Origin of the sequence: Allorhizobium paknamense (assembly GCF_030815125.1) — a bacterium.
Classification (GTDB): Bacteria; Pseudomonadota; Alphaproteobacteria; order Rhizobiales; family Rhizobiaceae; genus Allorhizobium; species Allorhizobium paknamense.
This window is the reverse complement of the sequence record NZ_JAUSWH010000005.1, coordinates 1-18,129: the sequence shown is the minus strand read 5'-3', so window position 1 is coordinate 18,129 and position 18,129 is coordinate 1. Positions and strand designations below refer to the sequence as shown.

Sequence of the window (18,129 nt, the reverse complement as noted above, 5' to 3'; positions counted from 1 at the left end):
CCGGCCGCCGCATCAGTTAAAACTCGCAGAAAAGTGCGTCGAGCAGCGTGTTTGAGCATAAAACGCGCGTTGTTTCGTTATCATTGCCGTAAAAAAGCTTTGCCTTTTGATCAGATGAAGCGTGCGGGCTGATGGCGCGCCGATAATTTTGTGACATCGGTGTGATCCAGACCCTGAAGGGCCGCGTATTGGATATAATGAGTCAAACCACAACGGCGTGGCAAAGAGACACCTATGACGGATAAGACAAAGGACATTAAAGTGTCATCCGGCGGCCAGTTGGACCTGGACAGCAAACTCCAGACCCTGTTGCATGAGTTGGAAAGCGCGACCGTTCCGCCCCGAATCCTGGAATTGGCCAAGGAATTGCAGGCAGCCCTCGACGCGAAGAAGAACCCGGTCACCTAGAGCATTTCCAGGAAAAGTGTAGTTGCGGTTTTTCGTCCGGAAATGCGTAAAAACAAAAGCCTAGAGCACGTCCGGTGAACCCGTGTTCACCGGACGTGCTCTAGTATATTCGCAGCATGGGCATGGTGCGGCCCTAGGGTCAAAACTCAATCAGGATGGGTGTTCTGTTGAACGGGATGGGATTGAATGGCCGCGAACAAGCGCAAGGCAAGGCCCTGAGGCCTTGTCGAGCATTGTTCGCAATCAGTCGGCCCATCCCGCTCAACCCTTCGGGCAAGGCGTATTTTGCGCCTGCGGGTGTCGGAAAGGTTTAAAAATGATCGGCATTTCCTGCACCTTTCCTCCTACTCAGACACAAAATACGCCTTGCAGAACACCCATCCTGATTGAGTTTTGACCCTAGAGCGCTTTTCGATCTGATAGAATCAGATCGGCGCTCCAGGGTTTTCTTTTTGAAGCATAATCTGATCGATCCTCGTTTCACTCCGGTCGGATTATGCTCTAACGGGCGGCTTGGCTGCTCGTCTGGCGGAATTTTATCATCGTCTTTTCATTTTCCTTGAAAGCGCCAAAGTCCCTCCTCCTTTTGGTTGTGGTTTTGGGAACATTGCACTTGCATCCCGGTTAAGGCTTCCAAAGCAGCGTGAGAAAATACGGTTGATGTCCAACCGTATGCGCTCAGCGTCTGCGTGGAGGAAACGATCATGAAACATCAACAACCAACGCCCGGCCGTCCCGGGGAAACGTCGCAATGGCCACGCTGGGAAGGCCCGGATGAAAACAAACCCTCAGGCTATTTGCAGGGAGAAGCTGATATTTTCTCCGACCAGCACGACCACCGGGGGAAAGGTCCTCGCAATTACCGTCGCAGCGACGATCGGCTGATCGAAGAATTAAACGAGCGGCTGACGGAAGCGACCCGCCTCGACGCGACCCATGTGTCCGCGGTTGTTGAAAATGGCGTGGCAACTCTTGAGGGACAAGTGGAAAGCCGGGCCGCCAAGCGGGAGGCAGAAGATATTGCCCTCTCCATCCGCGGTATTGAAGATTGCATGAACCGGCTCAAGGTTCAGCCAGCGGGAGACCAAGAGCCCTCTCGCTCGTCGTAAAGATGCCGAGATCGATGAAAAGCAACTCCAGCAGGCCCGGAGACGGCGGTTTGATGAAAGCCGTGAGCGCGCCTTTGCCGGAAATGGCTACTGCATAATTCCTTAAATCGGAATCGATTTAAGGATGAAATTATGCAGCAGATTTAGAGTGTTACAGCGTCCTTTGTGCGTTTGATAAAACGCACAAAGGACGCTGTAGAACATTTCATTGTTACTAAGCATTTCCTGACGGAAAACCGGTTCCCACTTTTCCTGGAAATGCTCTACAGCAAGGAGCATCCCATGGCAGATATCATCTGGTTCGTCGCGGTGGCAATCGGTCCGCTCATGCTGGGGGGCGCTATTGCCTATGGCTTGTTGAGCCGTCGGGACCTGAGCAAAGACGAACGGAAGCAACAGCGCCGCAGCATTCGCGATCTCTACAACAAAAAGGGATCCTGAGCTCAAGCATCCTTCACCGACGGATTATCATCGACGGCGTGGCGTCTGAAACCCAGAAGCTCTGGCGCCAGGATCTATAGACAGGAAAGAGTTTTTCTCTGCAGGGGTTGTTCGATGAGCGCTCGGCGTTAAGGTGCAGGTTGTAGCCTGCCTGTTCCTTGTGTCTCTGGAAACGCCCCATGACCTTTTCCCGCAATGATTCTTCCGCACTGTGGTCGCTTGTCGATGCACACGCTTCAGCCTTTATCGCGCTCAGCGACCGCGTGTGGGACACCCCGGAAACCTGCTATATGGAAGAGGCCTCCGTGGCCGAACATGTGGCGATGCTGCGGGAACAAGGTTTTCGTGTTACGGAAGCCGTGGCCGGTATTCCGACGGCGGTCATGGGCGAGGCAGGGGAGGGCGGTCCCGTGATTGCCATCCTGGGGGAATATGATGCGCTGTCCGGGCTCTCGCAGGAGGCGGGCGTAGCCGAACATAAGCCGATTGTCGCGGGCGGCAACGGCCATGGCTGCGGCCATAACCTTCTGGGCTCGGGTGCGCTTCTGGCTGCAACCGCCCTCAAGGACTGGCTGAAACAGCAAGGCCTGCCGGGCCGGGTGCGCTATTACGGCTGCCCTGCGGAAGAGGGTGGGGCGGCAAAAGCCTTCATGGTGCGCCAGGGTGCTTTTGACGACGTGGATGCTGCCATCAGTTGGCATCCGAGTTCCTTCGCTGGTGTGCAGCGCTGTACCTCCCTTGCCAATATGCGTCTCGACTTTTCCTTCCATGGCCGTGCCGCCCATGCCGGTGCACATCCGGAGCTCGGCCGCAGCGCATTGGATGCCGTGGAACTGATGAGCGTCGGCGTCAATTACATGCGCGAACACATGCCCTCGGATTGCCGGGTCCATGCCGCCATTCTCGACACGGGCGGTATTTCCCCCAATGTCGTGCAGGCCTTCGCCAAGGTCCGTTATCTTATCCGTGCCCCGGAACTGGAAGGCCTGCGCACTCTCGTTCAACGCGTTCGCAAGATCGCTGACGGTGCGGCCTTGATGACGGAGACCCACGTCGAAGCGCAGGTGATCAGCGCCGTCTCCAATGTGCTGCCAAATGGGCCGCTGATGGATGTGATGCAGGCCGCCTGGGAGGAGCTTGGCCCGCCGCCCTTCGATGCCGAGGATCATGCTTTTGCCGAAAGCATCCGCGCCGTGCTGACCGCAGAGGAAAAATCTGCCCCATGGGCGTTTGAAGGCATTGCCGAACGGGATGTGCCGCTTGCCGATTTCATTCTTCCCGCCCATGATCGGACACCGCTGCTCACGGGCTCCACCGATGTCGGCGATGTGAGCTGGGTGGTGCCCACCGTACAGGCAGACGGCGCGACCTGCGCCATCGGCACGCCCTTCCACACCTGGCAATTGGTTGCCCAGGGGAAAAGTCCCCTGGCCCATAAGGGCATGGTGGCGACGGCTAAAGTCATGGCGGCCACCGCCCGTGCCCTGTTTGAAAGCGACCATCTGCGCGAGGCAGCCTTGGCCGACCTCGTTCGCCGCCGCAAGGGCAAGCCCTATGAAAGTCCGCTTCCGGCAGATGCCAAGCCCCCAATTGCAGAAATGGGGGGCAGGGTGCCCAGCGCCTGAACCTGGACTTCAGGCCCGGCGAAGCGCTTTCGCAACACGGTGGATATGTTCCGCGCCAATGCCGCAGCAACCGCCGATGATCGTGGCGCCTGCGTCCGCCCATGAGCAGGCAAAGTCGGAATAGGCGTCGCCGGTCAGATCTTGCCGGGTTTCGTGCAGGCCTTCATTGGCCGCACTTTCGCCCTGCTCGCCTTCAAAGGCATTGGCATACACGCCGATATCGATAGCACTGCCCCTGTCACGGAAAACGGCGGCGGCAACTTCAACGGCATTACGCATGATCTCGGGCTTGCTGCAATTGAAAAGCAGGGCTTCCACACCCGCCTCCGCAGCCCAGGCCGCCGCATCGGCCACCCGCTCACCGGAGCGCAGCTTCGGCACGCCATCCGAAAGCTTGGCTGCCTCATCCTCCAGCGTGAAAGAAATCCAGACCGGCTTGCCCGTTTGCGCCACGGCAACCCGCACGGCCTCTCCTTCGGCGATCAGGCTCAGCGTTTCCCCCAGCCAGACATCGGTGAAGGGATAGAGATTGCCCACCAGCACAGAAAGATAGTCCTGAACGGTCGCGGGATTGAAGTTCTGCGGCTCGTAGGAACCAAAAATCGGGGGCAGGGAGCCTGCCACCTTGATTTTGCGATCCGTCACAGCATCCGCCGCCGCGCGAGCAAGTTCTCCGGCAAGCCGGATCAACGCCGGCCCCTGCTGCTGAAAGCGCTCTTCTCCAATATGGAAGGGCACGAGTGCGTAGCTGTTGGTCGTCACGATATCCGCACCGGCGGCAATAAATTCGTCATGCACCTGCCGAACGATCTGCGGCGCATTCATCAGTGCCAGCGCCGACCACTCCGGCTGCTTCAATTCGGCCCCAAGACGCAAAAGCTCCCGGCTCATGCCACCATCGAGAATACGCAAGCCTGTCATTTCCATTCTCCCGAAAGCCTGCGGGCCTTCCCCAGCACGGCGTTCCATTACAAATTCCACTCATAAAGTCGCAGTCACAGGCGCCTCACCGCCGAAGAGGCACCTGCGCTTCCATCAGCCGGAAGGCACGGGCGATCAACGCGGTCAGCGCCAGATAGAAAACCGTGACGACGAGCAGCGGCTCATAGACCAGCAGCGTGTCCTGCCGGACCTTGAAGGCCACCGCATAGAGATCCATCACCGTCACAGTGAAGGCGAGGGGGGTCGCCTTCAACTGCATGACGACCTCGCCCGCGATGGTGGGCAGCGCCATGCGGATCGCCCGAGGCAGCCAGATACGGCGGATGAGGGTGAAGCGGCTCATGCCGAAAGCACGGCCCGCCTCCAGTTCTCCCTTCGGTACACCGAGAAGCGCACCGCGCAGCACCTCGGCCTCATAGGCCGCATAATTGAGGGTGAAGCTTACCGCCGCGAAGAAAAATCCTTCCCGAAGGATTGGCCAGAATAGGCTCTGGCGGAGCCCGGGTATCATCGGCAGCAGAGAGCCCACCCCGTAATACAACAGCCAGAGCTGAATAAGCAGCGGCGTGCCCCGGAAAAAGGTGCAATAGGCCCGCGCCAGAAGCCGCACCGCCGGGCCACCGGAAACCTGCGCGAAGGCAAGCGCAATAGCCAGCAGAAAGCCGAATCCGACGGAAATCACCAGCAGCAGCAGCGTTTGTCTTGCGCCGCTCAAGAGCAGAGGCCAGTAGGAGAAAATCCATGAAAATTCCATGGCTTACCCCTCAGGCCAGCGCCGGCTGGCCGCGCCGGACCCGCCGTTCGATCAGCGTGAACACCGCGTTCGAGACCAGTGTAATCAGCAGATAGAGCATGGCGGAGGCGAGGAAGAAGATGAAGTAATGCTTGGTTCCGGCACCTGCGAGGCGTGTCGCCAGCGCCAGTTCCTGATAGCCGACGACAGCCACAAGCGCGCTGTCCTTGGTGATGGACATCCAGAGATTGGCGAGACCCGGCAGGGCATTGGGCAAAAGCGCCGGAAGAATGACACGCCGGAACCGCAGGACAGGGCCCATGCCAAAGGCCTTTGCCGCTTCGATCTGCCCCACGGGTATGGCCAGAATGGCGCCGCGCAGCACCTCCGTCATATAGGCGCCCTGCACAAAGCCGAGAACGGCCACTGCCGCCAGAAAACCGTTAACCTCCACCTGCGGCAGACCGAGCGCCGTCAGCAGACGGTTCAGCCCATCGGTCCCGGCGTAATAGAGGCCAACGATCAGGATCAGTTCCGGCACGGCGCGGATTGCGGTGGTGTAGCCATTGAGGCAGAAGGTTACCAACTTGCCACCGGACAGTTTGCCGAGCGCGCCAGCAAGCCCGAGCAGAAGGCCGATGGCAAAGGCGCCACCGGAAATGGCAAGGGTCGCCGCGGCTCCGGTCAGCAGTACGCCACCCCATCCCGGAGGATAGGGTGACAGAAGCTCGAAAATGCCTTGGGGAACACTTGCCATGAGAGAACCGGCTTACTTCGCGCCGTAAATGTCGAAGCTGAAATATTTCCGGGTGATCTCGTCATATTTGCCGCTGGCGCGAACGGCCGCGATCGCCGCATTCAACTTTTCCTTCAGCGCCTGATCGTCCTTGCGCAGACCACCGGATACGCCCGCACCCAGAATTTCCGGGTCATCGGCAACGTCACCCATCTTCGCGCAGCAATCCTTGCCGGCATCGCTCTTTAAGAAAGCATCAAGCGCCAGCGAATCGCCGAAGACATAATCGATGCGCCCGGCGGAAAGATCCTGAAAGGCTTCATCCAGCGTCTGGTAGGTCTTTTCTTCGGCAACCTTGGAGAAGTACTTCTTATAGTAATCGGACTGGATGGTCGAAACCTGAATGCCGATGGTCTTGCCCTTCACATCCTCGGCGGTGGCACCCGGCTTCTGGTCCTTGGGACCGATCAGCGTGCTCGGCGTATTATAATATTTATTGGTGAAGTCGATCACCTTGCGGCGTTCGTCGGTGGCGGACATGGAAGACCAGATGACATCGAACTTTTTGCTCTGCAAGGCCGGGATCAGACCATCCCAGGACAGCTCTACGATCGAGCATTTTTCCTTCATCTCGGCGCAGACCGCCTCCATGAGGTCGATCTCCCAGCCCTGCCATTTGCCAGAGGCATCCTTGGCAAAGAACGGCGGATAGGACTCGTTCATGATGCCAAATCGAACATCGGCATGGGCGGACAAGGCCGAGAGCGACAGCATGGCGCTGGTGAGCACGGCGGAGAGGAGTTTCATTCGCTATCTTCCTTTTCGAACAGCATTGGCGACGACTGATCCGGTTCTTCGTCCCGAAGCGCCGCATGGAGCGATTAAAATGAGAGCGCTATTCGATCTGATTGTATCAGATCGGCGCTCTAACGTTTTTTCTGAAGCATAATTTTATCGATCCTCGTTTCACTCCGGTCGAATTATGCTCTAGAGCGTTTCATTCTTTCACGGAAACATTGAAACGCTCCAACTCTTTGTTTTTACGTATTTCCGGACGGAAAACCGGTTCCCACTTCTCCTGGAGATGCTCTAATGAACGAGCCCGCCGGTAAACTCCCGGCAACGCGCACTCAGCGCCTGTCCGAAGATCTGCGCCGGCGGACCTTCTTCCTCAACCCGGCCCTGATGCAAGAACAGGACATGGCTGGAAACATCACGGGCAAAACGCATTTCATGCGTCACCAGCAGCATGGTGCGCCCCTCCTCGGCCAGATCGCGGATAACCTTCAGCACCTCGCCGACCAGTTCAGGATCGAGCGCGGAGGTCGGCTCATCGAACAACATCACCTGCGGCTCGATGCAAAGCGCTCTGGCAATGGCTGCACGCTGCTGCTGGCCACCGGAGAGAAAGGCCGGATAGGCATGGCGCTTATCATAGAGCCCAACCTTGTTGAGAAGCGCTTCCGCCCGCTCCATTGCCTCCGCGCGCGGGACGCCCAGCACATGGACCGGTGCCTCGATGACATTTTCAATCACGGTACGGTGCGCCCAGAGATTGAAACTCTGAAACACCATTCCAAGACCGGTCCGCAGGCGTTCCACCTGGCGCCGGTCGGCTGGCTCCGTCCGGCCCCGCCGGATGCGGGTCCCGATCTCCTCACCATTGATGCTGACGCGGCCCTGATCCGGTATCTCCAGAAAGTTGAGGCAGCGCAGGAAGGTACTTTTACCGGAACCGGAGGAACCGATAATCGAGATGACATCTCCCTTCGCGGCCCGCACAGACACCCCCTTCAGGACCTCCTGCTCGCCGAAGCGCTTGTGAATGTCATTCGCCTCAAGGGCGAAAGGGGTTTTTCCTGTCATAAAGGATACCGGGCTCCAACGTCTCGCGGACAATAATAGCCATTTTCTGCATAATGTATGCGCATAAATGCTCTTTACGCGCCAATAACCGCGAAAAAACGTCTCTCGCGCGGTTTTATCGCAGAAAGGCTTTTCGCTATCTTGTCAGACAGCTTGACAACGTGCACATTCAGCCCGCGCATCCGGCAGTGCAAGGATGTGGCCTGATCAAAAAACGGGAATACGGGTTCGTCAATAAAGGGGAAGCGTTCCGGTCCGGAATGCATAAAAGTCAAAGGCATGCACGAAAAATTGCAACCGGAAAGAGATTGCCATTATCTCCCGGCTCTCCATGTCCTTTGAATAGAATAACGACAGAACATACGGGAAGGTGGGGATCGATGGAACGCTTTGACCGGTTTGACCGGGAAATCATCGAAATGGTACAGCGCAACTGCCAATTGAAAGCGGAAGCCATTGCCGAGCAGGTGGGACTTTCCACCTCTGCGGTACAGCGACGGCTGAAGCGGCTGCGCGAGGAAGGGATCATCCGGTCCGAAATCGCCGTGATCGACCGCAAGGCAACGGGTCATCCCATGGTGTTCATTGTGGGTATGGAGATCGAGCGGGACAATTACGATGCCCTGGCGAAATTCAGGATCTGGGCGGAAAAGCAGGATCACATCCAGCAGGTCTATTATGTTACGGGACAAGTAGATCTGATAGCAATCGTGACGGCCCGGGACGTCGAACATTACGATGACATCGCCGCCCTGATCATGGCGGAAAATCCGCAAATCAGGCGCATGCACACCAATGTCGTTCTTCGCGACGTCAAACTCGGCCTCTTCATCCCGATTGCCGAGGAATGAGGACGGTGATCCGAGAGGGTTCAGACGCCCCTGGGAGAGTCACATCCTCAAAATGCCATGGTCAGCGCCTGCCCGGCTGCCGTCACCAGATAATAGGAGAGGATACAGGCCGCCACGGCCACCAGCAGCGCCAGCATCACCACCAGGCCATCGCGCTCGGCAAGGGAAATGGCAATCAGGATGACAGCCAGCGCCGGCACGGTGTTGCCGAAGGGGATGGGCAGGGCGATCAACACCGCCAGCAGCATGATCGGCAGGCTGAGCACCATCCGTGCCGTCTTGCCGGTCAGAAGACCGAAACGTCCGGCTTCCAGCCAGCCTTCCGCTTTCATCACCCAGGGATGACCGATCCGCACCATGGCTTCAATCACCTTGAGCGGCAGCTTGCGCCTGCCGATAAAGCCGGGAAAGCGCAGTCTCTCCGCCCCAAACAGCATTTGCAATGCAACGAGCACCATACAGGAGCCGAAGACCATGCCGAAAGGTCCGGGCAGGGGGATAATCGTCGGCAGCGCCAGCATCAACAAGGTGAATGCCACGCCGATGCGGCCGCGATGACCGATGATTTCTCCGATTTCGATACCGTCCTTGCGCCGGGCCCGCTCAAGAATTTCAAGCAGAAAATCCGAACCGCGCAGACCGGGCTCCTCGGAGGCCTCCCGGCCTGAACCATGAGATGAATGCGCCATGATCAATCCGTGCAGCCGCTTTCACGCAGCGCCTGTTGGTGAAGAGACCGCAACAGGCGTACCGCATCGTCCTGGCTGATCATCAGGTTCAATGCCTGAAAATCCTGCTGGATCTTCACGATCAGATCCTGGTCGCCTTTGACAATGTAATCAGCAAGATGCATCTGCCGGGCGTAGCGCGTCAGCGCCGCTCCGGAAAGCCCCATGCGCTCGCCGGCCCAATAGCCGAAGAGAATGTTGCGCCGCGCGCGGATGGCATCCGGCGCATCGTCGGCTGCCCAGTCGGCCTCCGCCATCTCCGCCTCAATCCCATGGGCCGTGACTTGCATGGTCATCTCTCCGATTTTCCTTTCAACAGAATCAAGCATTGTCTTGTTCCCCATCCGCACTCAAACGCTGAATTGCATCACGGCAGGCCGGATCAGTTTCGCCAGCAAGCGTCAGCGGATCGGTCCAGCCAATCGTCATGGACAGGGAGGTTCGCACCGCCCAGAGCGGTTCCGCCACTGCTTTTTCGAGCAGAGCTGGTGTGGCCTGCCTGATACAAAGGCTTGCCTGCTCCACAACGGCCGCTGAACCTGCAAAGCTCTCGGCACGGCTGCGAAACTCAGCCTGCACAGGATCGATGATGAAGACGCTCATGAGGGCCGCAATCCACTCAGCCATGGTCGCCTCCGCGGAAGCACGGGGCGCCAGGAATGGAAAAGGGCAGGGGAGGAATAGCGAGTGTGGTCAAGACAAAGTCCTTCGCCGGCACCATCTGTCGACAAAGGTCCGACATCGCAGAAGCGCCGGCGGCTGCTGCCAGAGGGGCCCGGACCACGGGATGGCTGCAAGATGGGAGGCAATCCCGGCTGTTTCAAGGCTGGCCCATGGAATTTTCGGCGCCTTTGCAAGGCATTGCTGCGGCAGATGATCAGGAGGTGGCAAAACATCACCAAGCATCTGAAACGCTCCGCCTTTGCGGCCCATGGAACGGCCGTCTCATTTTCTCCTCAAACCGATTCCGATTTCTCGAATTATGCAGTAGGCAAGGGAAGGGTGACGCAAGTGATCGCGCCCCACATTCGACTTGCCTGACCTGGAGCCGACGCCAATGCCTGACAACAGCTATTTCACTGCCCTGGGTGGACTTCCACCCCAGACCCAGACCCTTTCGGGCAAGGCCGTGTTCAAGACCGCCTATGCCGTGATCCCCAAGGGCGTGATGAGTGACATCGTCACCAGTTTCCTGCCGTATTGGCACAAGGCTCGCGCCTGGATCATCGCCCGTCCCATGACGGGTTTCGCCGAGACCTTTTCACAATATATCATGGAGGTCGCGCCCGGCGGCGGCAGTGACAGGCCCGAGGACGATGCACGCGCCCAAGGCGCAATCTTTGTGGTTGAAGGTAAGATTACCATCACCCTCAAGGGCGAGCGTCATGAACTGGTGCCTGGCTCATTTGCCTTTCTGCCTGCCAATTCCGGCTGGGGCCTCAGGAACGACAGTGAGACCTCGGCGAAATTCCACTGGATTCGCAAAGCCTTTCAGCCGGTCGACGGATTGGAGCCACCTCCGGCTTTCTTTACCCACGAGAGTGACCACCCGATCTCGATGATGCCGGATACCAATGGCGCCTGGGGAACGACACGCTTCATCGATCCCAATGATCTGCGTTATGATTTCCACGTCACCATTGTTACCTTCGAGCCCGGCGGCATCATTCCCTTTATGGAAACCCATGTGATGGAGCACGGGCTCTATGTTCTCGAAGGCAAGGCCGTCTATCGTCTGAATGACGACTGGGTAGAAGTAGAGGCCGGGGACTTCATGTGGCTCCGCGCCTTCTGCCCCCAGGCCTGCTATGCGGGCGGCCCCGGTCGCTTCCGCTATCTGCTCTACAAGGATGTGAACCGCCACGCTCGTTTGTGGTAAGCGGGCCTCGCCCCTTATTTCAAGGCTCGAAGATGCTCACGCATCCTCGTCTTGAAGGAATTTCGAATATCTCAAATGCATCAGGGGCTTGAGATATTCGAAAAGGGAATACGAACTGCCATCTTCAATGACTCTTCGTATTACACACCGCTGACCAGCAACGAGAGGGGATGGGCCTGCAGAAGTTTCCCCAACGCAATATCCTGCCCGGAAACCCGCTCGCCGGACAGGATATCCCGGAACGCGCAGCTCGCAATGCGCGACGGCAGACGCAGTCGGCTTTCAGCCAAGATAGTTTGATCCAGTAGCAATTCCTCGCCCGTCAACAGCTTCAAGACTGAGCGGGGCGCCAGCGTGATGGCGATCGCGCCGCCACTTTCCCGCATGAAGGCAATGAGATGCTGTGCGGCAGGGCCTTCCACTGAAACCGGCTCATAGTCACCTTCCGTAAAGAGAGACTGCGGAGCCTCGGCCCGAAGATGCAGGCAGGTAGCGATGAGCCATGCCTTATAATCTTCAAAACCCGCGATATCGCGTTTGGGGGCACCAGACGGCGGCAAACGGAAATCCACCACTCTGCGATTATCCGGATCGACCAGCGAAAAATCCGAATGTTCACTTCCCTGATAGATATCGGGAACACCCGGAGCCGTCAGCTTTACCAATGTCTGGGAGAGCGAATTCAACAGCCCAGCCCGGATGAATGGCAGCGACGTAGAATGGAAATCTGCGATGAACGCCTGATTGCCACGATCGAAGAAGCATGCCGCATAGGCCTGAACGGCCTGCTCATAGGCCTGATTTTCCGCTCCCCAGTTGGTGCGAAGCTTTGCTTCCCGCAGGGCTTTGGTGAGATACTGCGAAAATCGCTTGGGTAATTCGCCCGGAAAATCTGGCGCATCCGGCCCCTTCAGTGGCCACACACCGAGCAGCGCCTGATAGAGCATCCACTCCATTTCCGGCTCCGGCGCCACCCCGTCAGGAAGATGCTGAAGCCGGCCCTTGTTGATCTCGCGCCACCGTTCTACCCCCGCGATCCACATTTCAGGCGCTTCAGCAAGCGCATAAAGGCGCGCCCGCGCATCCTCGCCGCGTTTCGTGTCATGGGTGGAAGTCGCCAGCAGGGCAAAGGGCGCAAACCGACGCCGCTCCTTCATAGTGGCATGGAAAACCTCCAATCCGCCGACATGGCTCGGATCGCCTCCGACTTCATTCAGTCCCAGAAGCACGTTCAGCCGATAGAAAAGGGTGTCTTCCAGCGATTTTGCCATGATCGGCCCGCCCAACTGCTGAAACCGCGCCCGGAACCGGCGAAGCATGGCCGCGTTTTTAACGGGCAGGGGACCCTGCATAAGGCCGCATAAATAATCGATAGCCGGAATAAGCGCTGGCGGCGAGGCCTGCCTTGCCCGCTCGGCCGTCTGGGCGAGAAGAGCCTGATCCTCAACCGTCAGGCCCTTTTCATCGGCATAGGTCCGGTAGACGGGCAGTTCCAGCACAAGCGCACGGATCGCCGCCTCAAGATCCTCAGGGGAGGGGCTCGCGCAATCTTCCGCGTTGCAGTTGGCGGCAATGGCTGCCAGAAACCGCACTTCGCCGGCAAAGTTCACCGTCAACATCTGGCTCTTTGCGGCTTCAAGTTGGGTGCGGTAGGGGCGGCTATCGCCGCTCATCCCTTGATAAGCCGCTTGCAGGCGCGCCAACCCGTCTTCCGGGACAAGCGCATCAGCCATGCTGGATATGAACTCATAGCCCGTGGTCCCCTCCACCGGCCAGTTTGGGGGCAAGCGTTCATCTTTCTCGAGAATTTTTTCGACAAGCAGATAGACATCAGGACCAACGGCCTCGCGAAGCCGGTGGAGATAGCCGGTCGGGTCTGCCAAGCCATCGATGTGGTCGACGCGCAGTCCCTGGACAAGCCCGTCCCGAACCAGATCGAGAACCAGCCTGTGACTGTGCGCAAAGACCTTTTCATCCTCGACCCGCAGCCCCACCAGTTCCGCGACTTCGAAAAACCGCCGATATGTCAGATGATCCTTCGCCTGGCGCCAATCGACCAATCTGTAAGGCTGCATCTCATGCAGCGCTGTGAGAAAGCCGGGCTGCTTTCCCTTGGCCGCAAGCACAGTGTCGAGAGCCTTTTGATCTTCTGAGGACACGCTCAAGGCCTCGCGCGCTTCCTCCCAAAGATCTGGCGAGCCAGCGGCTGCACAATCCCGCAAATCCCGCGCGAGCGAAAGATCACAGCCCTCCAGGACAAAAGCCCAGCTTGCAGGCGTCAGGGGATAAAACAACTCGTAAACCTGAAACCCGAGGCGCCTGCGGCTCCTATCAAAAACAACGGTGACTTCACCCGAAGCTGCAAGGCTATCGAATGACGTACCAAGAAAGGGCAGGGTCAGCGGCTCCGACCAGTCAACATCGAAGTAATCAGCAAAAGGACTCTGCGTCCCCCACTCGATAATGCTGAACCACCAGTTGTTGCTCAAGCTTGACGCCATGTGGTTCGGAACGATGTCGAGCACCAGTCCCAGCCCCGCAGCGCGAAGCGCCTCCGCCAACCGCCGAAAACCGGCAATGCCCCCGAGACTGGGGTCTATTTCATTGAAATCCGTAACGTCGTAGCCATGCCCCGACCCATCAGTCGCCGTGAATACGGGGGAAGCATACAGGTGACTGATCCCTAACGCCTGAAGGTGCGGGATGAGCCTTTCCGCCTCATGGAACGTCATGCCATTGCGAAACTGTAAACGGTAGGTTGCACGGGGGAGGGTAGAGGGAGCCATGGACGATCCTCATCGGTTGGAGGCAGCCCGAGAACGAACCGGTTCAAGTCTTTGTTCCTTTTGATGTCATGGAACAAATTTCCGTGACGCCCGTTTCGCAAGCGCGAAGTGGTGCGGCATGCTGCCGGGGGATTTTATGGACGTGATGGGTAAAGCCGAGAAAACGCGTTTGAGCAGGGCCGAAAAAATCATTGTTCCCGGGCGCAATGCCTGGCGCAGCGGTGCGGCAGACAAGGCAGGCTTTCTGGTGGATGGCGCCGAATATTTTGCAGCACTGGAAGAAAGCCTGTCCCAGGCCGTCGAGCAGGTTTTTATCGTTGGCTGGGATTTCAATCCCGATATCAAGCTGCGGCCCGACGATCCGCAGGCGCCGACCCTGGGCGAGCACCTGCTGGCGCTGGTCGAACGCAAGCCAGACCTTAACATTCACATTCTCGTCTGGTCCATGGGACCGCTTTATTCCGGTAAATCCTTCAAGATCCTCAAACGTCGCCGCTGGAATGCCCATCCTCGGATTCGGTTCCGGCTGGATACGCGTCATGCCGTTCGCGGCTCTCACCATCAGAAATTGGTGGTTATTGACGATGCGCTGGCCTTCGTTGGCGGCATCGACCTGACGGCCAAACGTTGGGACACCGCAGATCACCGGGCGGACGACCCCTTGCGCATCACACCGAAACAGGAGCCCTATGAACCCGTCCATGACCTGCAGATGGCCATGACGGGAGAGGCCGCCGAAATCGCTGCAGATGCCGCAAGGCGGCGGTGGTGGCAGGCAACCGGGGAAGATGTGATCCGCCCGCGCTGCCATAGCCTGCCACTGCCCCGGCAAGCCCGTCACATCTTTTCAGACACTGAAGTGGCGTTTTCCCGAACCGAGCCACGCATCCGCAACAGCGAAGGCTTCCGGGAAAGCTACCGGCTGACGCTGGATTGCCTGGCGAGCGCCAGACACCGGATCTATATCGAAAGTCAGTATTTCGCCTCCGCCGAAATCGCAAAGATTCTCGAAGGGCATCTATCGCGACCGGATGGACCTGAAATCGTCGTCATCACCACCCGCACCTCCCATGGCTGGCTGGAGAGGGTCGTGCTGGGCGAAAACCGCGACCGCATGATCCGTAAGCTCAAGCAGGCCGATCATTACGGTCGCTTCCGGGCTTTCTATCCGGTTGTCCCGGCTGGATCGAAAGGACATCAGGAAGTACTGATCCATGCGAAGCTGCTGATGATCGATGATTGCTTCATCCGCATTGGCTCCTCCAATCTCAACCAGCGCTCCATCGGCCTCGACACGGAGCTCGACGTAGCCCTAGAGGCCAGTGATGAACGGGAGACCTTCGTTCTGGAAGGCTTGCGTCACCGTTTGCTCGCAGAACATCTGGGCCAGTCCGCCACCATGATCGAGAAAACGTTCCGCCAGACGGGTTCACTGGTGCGCACCATCGATCAGTTGAATATCGGCACAAGAGGCCTCCGACCTTTTCCGGGCACGAACGCGCCGGGCAAGACGGCCCTGCATTTTGCTACGGGTTTGGTGGATCCGCGCGCACCGTGGTGGCCGCTCCAGTCCTTTCGCCCCTTGGAAAGACTGAAAACACTGCAACCGCCGCATCTTTCCGACCAGCCATCCGGCGAAAAAGCTCGGTAAGATTGAACTTACAGTTTTAGAAAGTAAGAGCGCCGATCTGATTGAAAAGGTCGGCGCTTTTACGTTGATCCCCGCACTTTTTAAAGCAATCCCAGCAAAAGTGCAGCCTCGGTTTCGCGTCCGGAATTGCCTAAAAGCAAAAGGTTGGAGCATTTCCAGAGGGAAATCTGGATTTCATTTTTGCTAGAGCGTTTCATTGTTTCACGGAAACAATGAAACGCTCTAAATCTTTGTTTCTACGCATTTCCGGACGGAAAACCGGTTCCCACTTTTCCTGGAAATGCTCTAAACTCCGGCTCGCTCCAGACGCGCATCATCCGACCGTGCGTGATGCGCATCGGCGGACTGTTTTTCGTTTGCTGTCGCGGCCTTCCACTCACTCCAGGCCAGAACTGCAGCGCCTAGGGGCAGAGGAATGAAAAAGTAAACCACGCGAAAGGCAATGAGCGCGCCAATCGAAGCGTCTTTCCCCATCAGGAATGAAATCGTTGCTTCCATCACCCCCAGGCCGCCAGGAACATGGGCGACCAGCGCAGACAAATTTGCCATGACATAGGCAGTGGTGGTTTCAAAATAGCCAGCCTGAGCGCGCGTCAACCAATGCAGACATGCGGCCACACTTGCAAAGTTGGCGATACCGACCAGCACCTGCAAAACGGCCAGGCGTGCATCCGGCAGAGTAAACTGCCACTTGAAAAGCTTGACGGTGCCCCGCAGCCACCAACAGCAGACGAGGTAAAGAGCGATCAGTGCCAGGCAGCCAATTCCAATCCACCGAGCGATCGTTGCACCCATCCCGCCGAGCTTTGCGGCACTTTCCGGCAGCAGCACCAGACAAATCCCACCGAGAGCAATCAGACCAATGCCGACGGTGGCTCCGCAAAACAGGATCACCTTGGCAATTTCCTCGGTACGCAAACCCCATCGCGAATAATATCGGTAGCGAACGGCTCCACTCGAAAGAGCAGCCAGTCCAATGTTATGGCCAATAGCCAAACTTGTGAAAGACGCCTTTGCCGCCTTGCGCCAAGGCAAGCGCCGTCCGGCATAGATCAAGCCGAGATAATCAAAGCCCGTGAGGCAAAGATAGGAAAGCGCGCAAAAGAAAAGAGACAAAAGAAAGCCGGAGAGCGGAATGGCAAGAAGTGACTTTTCAATGTCAGCAAGCGTGAACTGGCTCAGCGCCCGATATGTCAGCCATAGCGCGACAGCAGTGGCTGCCAGCATCAAACCATTCAAAGCAATTTTCTTACCCATGAAATTCGCAAGCTCCCGTGTTCCGCATCGGGAACGTTTTGCGACTTCAAGGGTTCCCTGATATGACTTTAAAGCTCGATTTACCACCGCCTTCTTTTCGTCTTTTGACATACAATGTGCATAGTTGCCTGGGCACAGATCGGCGCCGTGATCCTGAACGGATCGCTCAAGTAATTGCCGAAGCCCGCCCCGATATCGTCTGCCTGCAGGAACTGGACGTCGGGCGAAAGCGCTCATCGCATCGGGATCAGGCTCAGGAGATCGCCGCCCATCTTTCAATGAACTCCTATTTCCACCCAGCGCTGCATATCGAAGGCGAGGAATATGGTGATGCTATTCTCACTGCGCTGCCCAGCAGATTGGTCAAAGCGGGCGGCCTGCCTTCGATCGGAGAACCACGGGGCGCAATTTGGGTCGAAGTCATGGTTGAGGGCAGACCTGTCCACATTATCAATACGCATCTTGGCCTGCGCGGCGGCGAACGCGTTGCTCAGGCTGAAACGCTTCTCGGCTCCGATTGGCTCGGAGCGAAAGCGCTGGAGGAGGGTAATGTCGTCCTCGCCGGAGATCTCAATGCTGTAAGACGTTCGGCGGCGTTTCGAATTCTGAATACCGAACTTTCGGATGCCACGAGCTTTAACAATGCGGGAGGGAAAGCGCGGCCGCAGCCGACCTTTCCCTCCCGCTTTCCTGTCTTGCGGATCGATCATATTCTTCTCGGAAAAAGCGTAGCGGCACAGTCGACACGGGTGGCCAGCAATCCGCTGACTCGCAAAGCGTCTGACCATTTGCCGTTGCTTGCGGAACTGCGATTGCTGGACCTGGAATAATCCGCCCCACAAGGTCAGTTCCATAACGCGTCTTACCGAACTTTGAACTCACAGGGGGTGGGTTCAAGGATGAAGTGCGACTTGCGAATGATACCAATGGGTTGTCACTCGCAAGGAGAATGCAATGGAACGCACCTACTCCCACATTGACCTCGATGAACGTCGCAAGATTGCTCGCTGGAGAACGGCTGGCCTCAGTGTCGAGGTGATCGCCGAGAAACTTGGTCGACATCGCTCTACGATCTTTCGAGAGCTCAAGCGCAACATGTTCGTCGACAAGGTCGTCC

Annotated in this window: 19 protein-coding genes; 9 read left to right on the top strand and 10 right to left on the bottom strand. The window is 57.7% G+C overall.

All coding sequences use genetic code 11. From position 1 onward, the window contains the following. The first annotated feature begins 234 nt into the window (after positions 1-234). From QO005_RS09490 to QO005_RS09475, 4 genes are all read left to right on the top strand, one after another. Complete coding sequence (locus QO005_RS09490) at positions 235-408, top strand: hypothetical protein (RefSeq protein WP_307157777.1); 174 nt, start codon at positions 235-237, stop codon at positions 406-408. 704 nt (positions 409-1,112) lie between these two features. Then, the gene (locus tag QO005_RS09485) at positions 1,113-1,517 is read left to right on the top strand and encodes a BON domain-containing protein (RefSeq protein ID WP_307157776.1); all 405 of its coding nucleotides are present in this window, start codon (positions 1,113-1,115) and stop codon (positions 1,515-1,517) included. A 282-nt stretch (positions 1,518-1,799) separates the two neighbouring features. After that, entirely contained in the window at positions 1,800-1,958 is a 159-nt protein-coding gene (locus QO005_RS09480) for a hypothetical protein (RefSeq protein ID WP_307157775.1), read from the top strand. A 179-nt stretch (positions 1,959-2,137) separates the two neighbouring features. Then, complete coding sequence (locus QO005_RS09475) at positions 2,138-3,583, top strand: amidohydrolase (protein WP_307157774.1); 1,446 nt, start codon at positions 2,138-2,140, stop codon at positions 3,581-3,583. A 9-nt stretch (positions 3,584-3,592) separates the two neighbouring features. Here the strand turns inward: QO005_RS09475 and QO005_RS09470 are convergent, their stop codons facing one another. The 5 genes from QO005_RS09470 to QO005_RS09450 form a co-directional block, all read right to left on the bottom strand. Then, the gene (locus QO005_RS09470) at positions 3,593-4,504 is read right to left on the bottom strand and encodes a homocysteine S-methyltransferase family protein (RefSeq protein ID WP_307157773.1); all 912 of its coding nucleotides are present in this window, start codon (positions 4,502-4,504) and stop codon (positions 3,593-3,595) included. 85 nt (positions 4,505-4,589) lie between these two features. Beyond that, positions 4,590-5,279, bottom strand: coding sequence for an ABC transporter permease (locus QO005_RS09465; protein WP_307157772.1), 690 nt, complete (start codon positions 5,277-5,279; stop codon positions 4,590-4,592). A gap of 10 nt (positions 5,280-5,289) precedes the next feature. After that, positions 5,290-6,015, bottom strand: a complete 726-nt coding sequence (locus QO005_RS09460; RefSeq protein ID WP_307157771.1) for an ABC transporter permease — start codon at positions 6,013-6,015, stop codon at positions 5,290-5,292. Between the two features lie 12 nt (positions 6,016-6,027). Next, the gene (locus QO005_RS09455) at positions 6,028-6,801 is read right to left on the bottom strand and encodes a transporter substrate-binding domain-containing protein (protein WP_307157770.1); all 774 of its coding nucleotides are present in this window, start codon (positions 6,799-6,801) and stop codon (positions 6,028-6,030) included. Between the two features lie 282 nt (positions 6,802-7,083). Beyond that, complete coding sequence (locus tag QO005_RS09450) at positions 7,084-7,860, bottom strand: ABC transporter ATP-binding protein (RefSeq protein WP_307157769.1); 777 nt, start codon at positions 7,858-7,860, stop codon at positions 7,084-7,086. A gap of 380 nt (positions 7,861-8,240) precedes the next feature. On the opposite strand from QO005_RS09450, the gene QO005_RS09445 reads away from it, so the two are divergent. Continuing rightward, positions 8,241-8,711, top strand: a complete 471-nt coding sequence (locus QO005_RS09445; RefSeq protein ID WP_307157768.1) for an Lrp/AsnC family transcriptional regulator — start codon at positions 8,241-8,243, stop codon at positions 8,709-8,711. 47 nt (positions 8,712-8,758) lie between these two features. Here the strand turns inward: QO005_RS09445 and QO005_RS09440 are convergent, their stop codons facing one another. Genes QO005_RS09440 through QO005_RS09430 form a run of 3 tightly spaced genes read right to left on the bottom strand, consistent with a single transcriptional unit; the run spans position 8,759 to position 10,066 of the window. Beyond that, positions 8,759-9,400, bottom strand: a complete 642-nt coding sequence (locus QO005_RS09440) for an exopolysaccharide biosynthesis protein (RefSeq protein ID WP_307157767.1) — start codon at positions 9,398-9,400, stop codon at positions 8,759-8,761. A gap of 2 nt (positions 9,401-9,402) precedes the next feature. Then, positions 9,403-9,735, bottom strand: a complete 333-nt coding sequence (locus tag QO005_RS09435) for an ATPase inhibitor subunit zeta (protein ID WP_307157766.1) — start codon at positions 9,733-9,735, stop codon at positions 9,403-9,405. A gap of 25 nt (positions 9,736-9,760) precedes the next feature. Continuing rightward, on the bottom strand, positions 9,761-10,066 hold the full coding sequence (locus QO005_RS09430; RefSeq protein WP_307157765.1) for a hypothetical protein: 306 nt from the start codon (positions 10,064-10,066) through the stop codon (positions 9,761-9,763). A gap of 430 nt (positions 10,067-10,496) precedes the next feature. Between QO005_RS09430 and QO005_RS09425 the strand changes: the two genes are divergently transcribed. After that, positions 10,497-11,318, top strand: a complete 822-nt coding sequence (locus QO005_RS09425) for a bifunctional allantoicase/(S)-ureidoglycine aminohydrolase (protein ID WP_307157764.1) — start codon at positions 10,497-10,499, stop codon at positions 11,316-11,318. A 140-nt stretch (positions 11,319-11,458) separates the two neighbouring features. Here the strand turns inward: QO005_RS09425 and treY are convergent, their stop codons facing one another. Further along, complete coding sequence (treY, locus tag QO005_RS09420; protein ID WP_307157763.1) at positions 11,459-14,104, bottom strand: malto-oligosyltrehalose synthase; 2,646 nt, start codon at positions 14,102-14,104, stop codon at positions 11,459-11,461. Positions 14,105-14,273: 169 nt separating this feature from the next. Between treY and QO005_RS09415 the strand changes: the two genes are divergently transcribed. Beyond that, positions 14,274-15,755, top strand: a complete 1,482-nt coding sequence (locus QO005_RS09415) for a phospholipase D-like domain-containing protein (RefSeq protein ID WP_307157762.1) — start codon at positions 14,274-14,276, stop codon at positions 15,753-15,755. A 285-nt stretch (positions 15,756-16,040) separates the two neighbouring features. Here the strand turns inward: QO005_RS09415 and QO005_RS09410 are convergent, their stop codons facing one another. Continuing rightward, positions 16,041-17,012 (bottom strand): putative bifunctional lysylphosphatidylglycerol flippase/synthetase, encoded by a 972-nt coding sequence (locus tag QO005_RS09410; protein ID WP_307157761.1) that lies wholly within the window; start codon positions 17,010-17,012, stop codon positions 16,041-16,043. A 62-nt stretch (positions 17,013-17,074) separates the two neighbouring features. Here QO005_RS09410 and QO005_RS09405 point away from each other — a divergent pair, with 62 nt between their 5' ends. Next, complete coding sequence (locus QO005_RS09405) at positions 17,075-17,842, top strand: endonuclease/exonuclease/phosphatase family protein (RefSeq protein ID WP_307157760.1); 768 nt, start codon at positions 17,075-17,077, stop codon at positions 17,840-17,842. Positions 17,843-17,966: 124 nt separating this feature from the next. After that, on the top strand, positions 17,967-18,129 hold a 163-nt coding region (locus QO005_RS09400), incomplete at its 3' end, for a helix-turn-helix domain-containing protein (protein ID WP_307158066.1).

Excerpts from the sequence above, each read along its gene's own strand:
- QO005_RS09465 (WP_307157772.1), bottom strand. The coding sequence starts at position 5,279 with ATGGAATTTTCATGGATTTTCTCCTACTGGCCTCTGCTCTTGAGCGGC.
- QO005_RS09425 (WP_307157764.1), top strand. The coding sequence starts at position 10,497 with ATGCCTGACAACAGCTATTTCACTGCCCTGGGTGGACTTCCACCCCAG.
- QO005_RS09485 (WP_307157776.1), top strand. The coding sequence starts at position 1,113 with ATGAAACATCAACAACCAACGCCCGGCCGTCCCGGGGAAACGTCGCAA.
- QO005_RS09435 (WP_307157766.1), bottom strand. The coding sequence starts at position 9,735 with ATGACCATGCAAGTCACGGCCCATGGGATTGAGGCGGAGATGGCGGAG.
- QO005_RS09490 (WP_307157777.1), top strand. The coding sequence starts at position 235 with ATGACGGATAAGACAAAGGACATTAAAGTGTCATCCGGCGGCCAGTTG.
- QO005_RS09430 (WP_307157765.1), bottom strand. The coding sequence starts at position 10,066 with ATGGCTGAGTGGATTGCGGCCCTCATGAGCGTCTTCATCATCGATCCT.
- QO005_RS09440 (WP_307157767.1), bottom strand. The coding sequence starts at position 9,400 with ATGGCGCATTCATCTCATGGTTCAGGCCGGGAGGCCTCCGAGGAGCCC.
- QO005_RS09450 (WP_307157769.1), bottom strand. The coding sequence starts at position 7,860 with ATGACAGGAAAAACCCCTTTCGCCCTTGAGGCGAATGACATTCACAAG.
- treY (WP_307157763.1), bottom strand. The coding sequence starts at position 14,104 with ATGGCTCCCTCTACCCTCCCCCGTGCAACCTACCGTTTACAGTTTCGC.
- QO005_RS09455 (WP_307157770.1), bottom strand. The coding sequence starts at position 6,801 with ATGAAACTCCTCTCCGCCGTGCTCACCAGCGCCATGCTGTCGCTCTCG.
- QO005_RS09410 (WP_307157761.1), bottom strand. The coding sequence starts at position 17,012 with ATGGGTAAGAAAATTGCTTTGAATGGTTTGATGCTGGCAGCCACTGCT.
- QO005_RS09480 (WP_307157775.1), top strand. The coding sequence starts at position 1,800 with ATGGCAGATATCATCTGGTTCGTCGCGGTGGCAATCGGTCCGCTCATG.
- QO005_RS09405 (WP_307157760.1), top strand. The coding sequence starts at position 17,075 with ATGACTTTAAAGCTCGATTTACCACCGCCTTCTTTTCGTCTTTTGACA.
- QO005_RS09470 (WP_307157773.1), bottom strand. The coding sequence starts at position 4,504 with ATGACAGGCTTGCGTATTCTCGATGGTGGCATGAGCCGGGAGCTTTTG.
- QO005_RS09460 (WP_307157771.1), bottom strand. The coding sequence starts at position 6,015 with ATGGCAAGTGTTCCCCAAGGCATTTTCGAGCTTCTGTCACCCTATCCT.
- QO005_RS09445 (WP_307157768.1), top strand. The coding sequence starts at position 8,241 with ATGGAACGCTTTGACCGGTTTGACCGGGAAATCATCGAAATGGTACAG.
- QO005_RS09475 (WP_307157774.1), top strand. The coding sequence starts at position 2,138 with ATGACCTTTTCCCGCAATGATTCTTCCGCACTGTGGTCGCTTGTCGAT.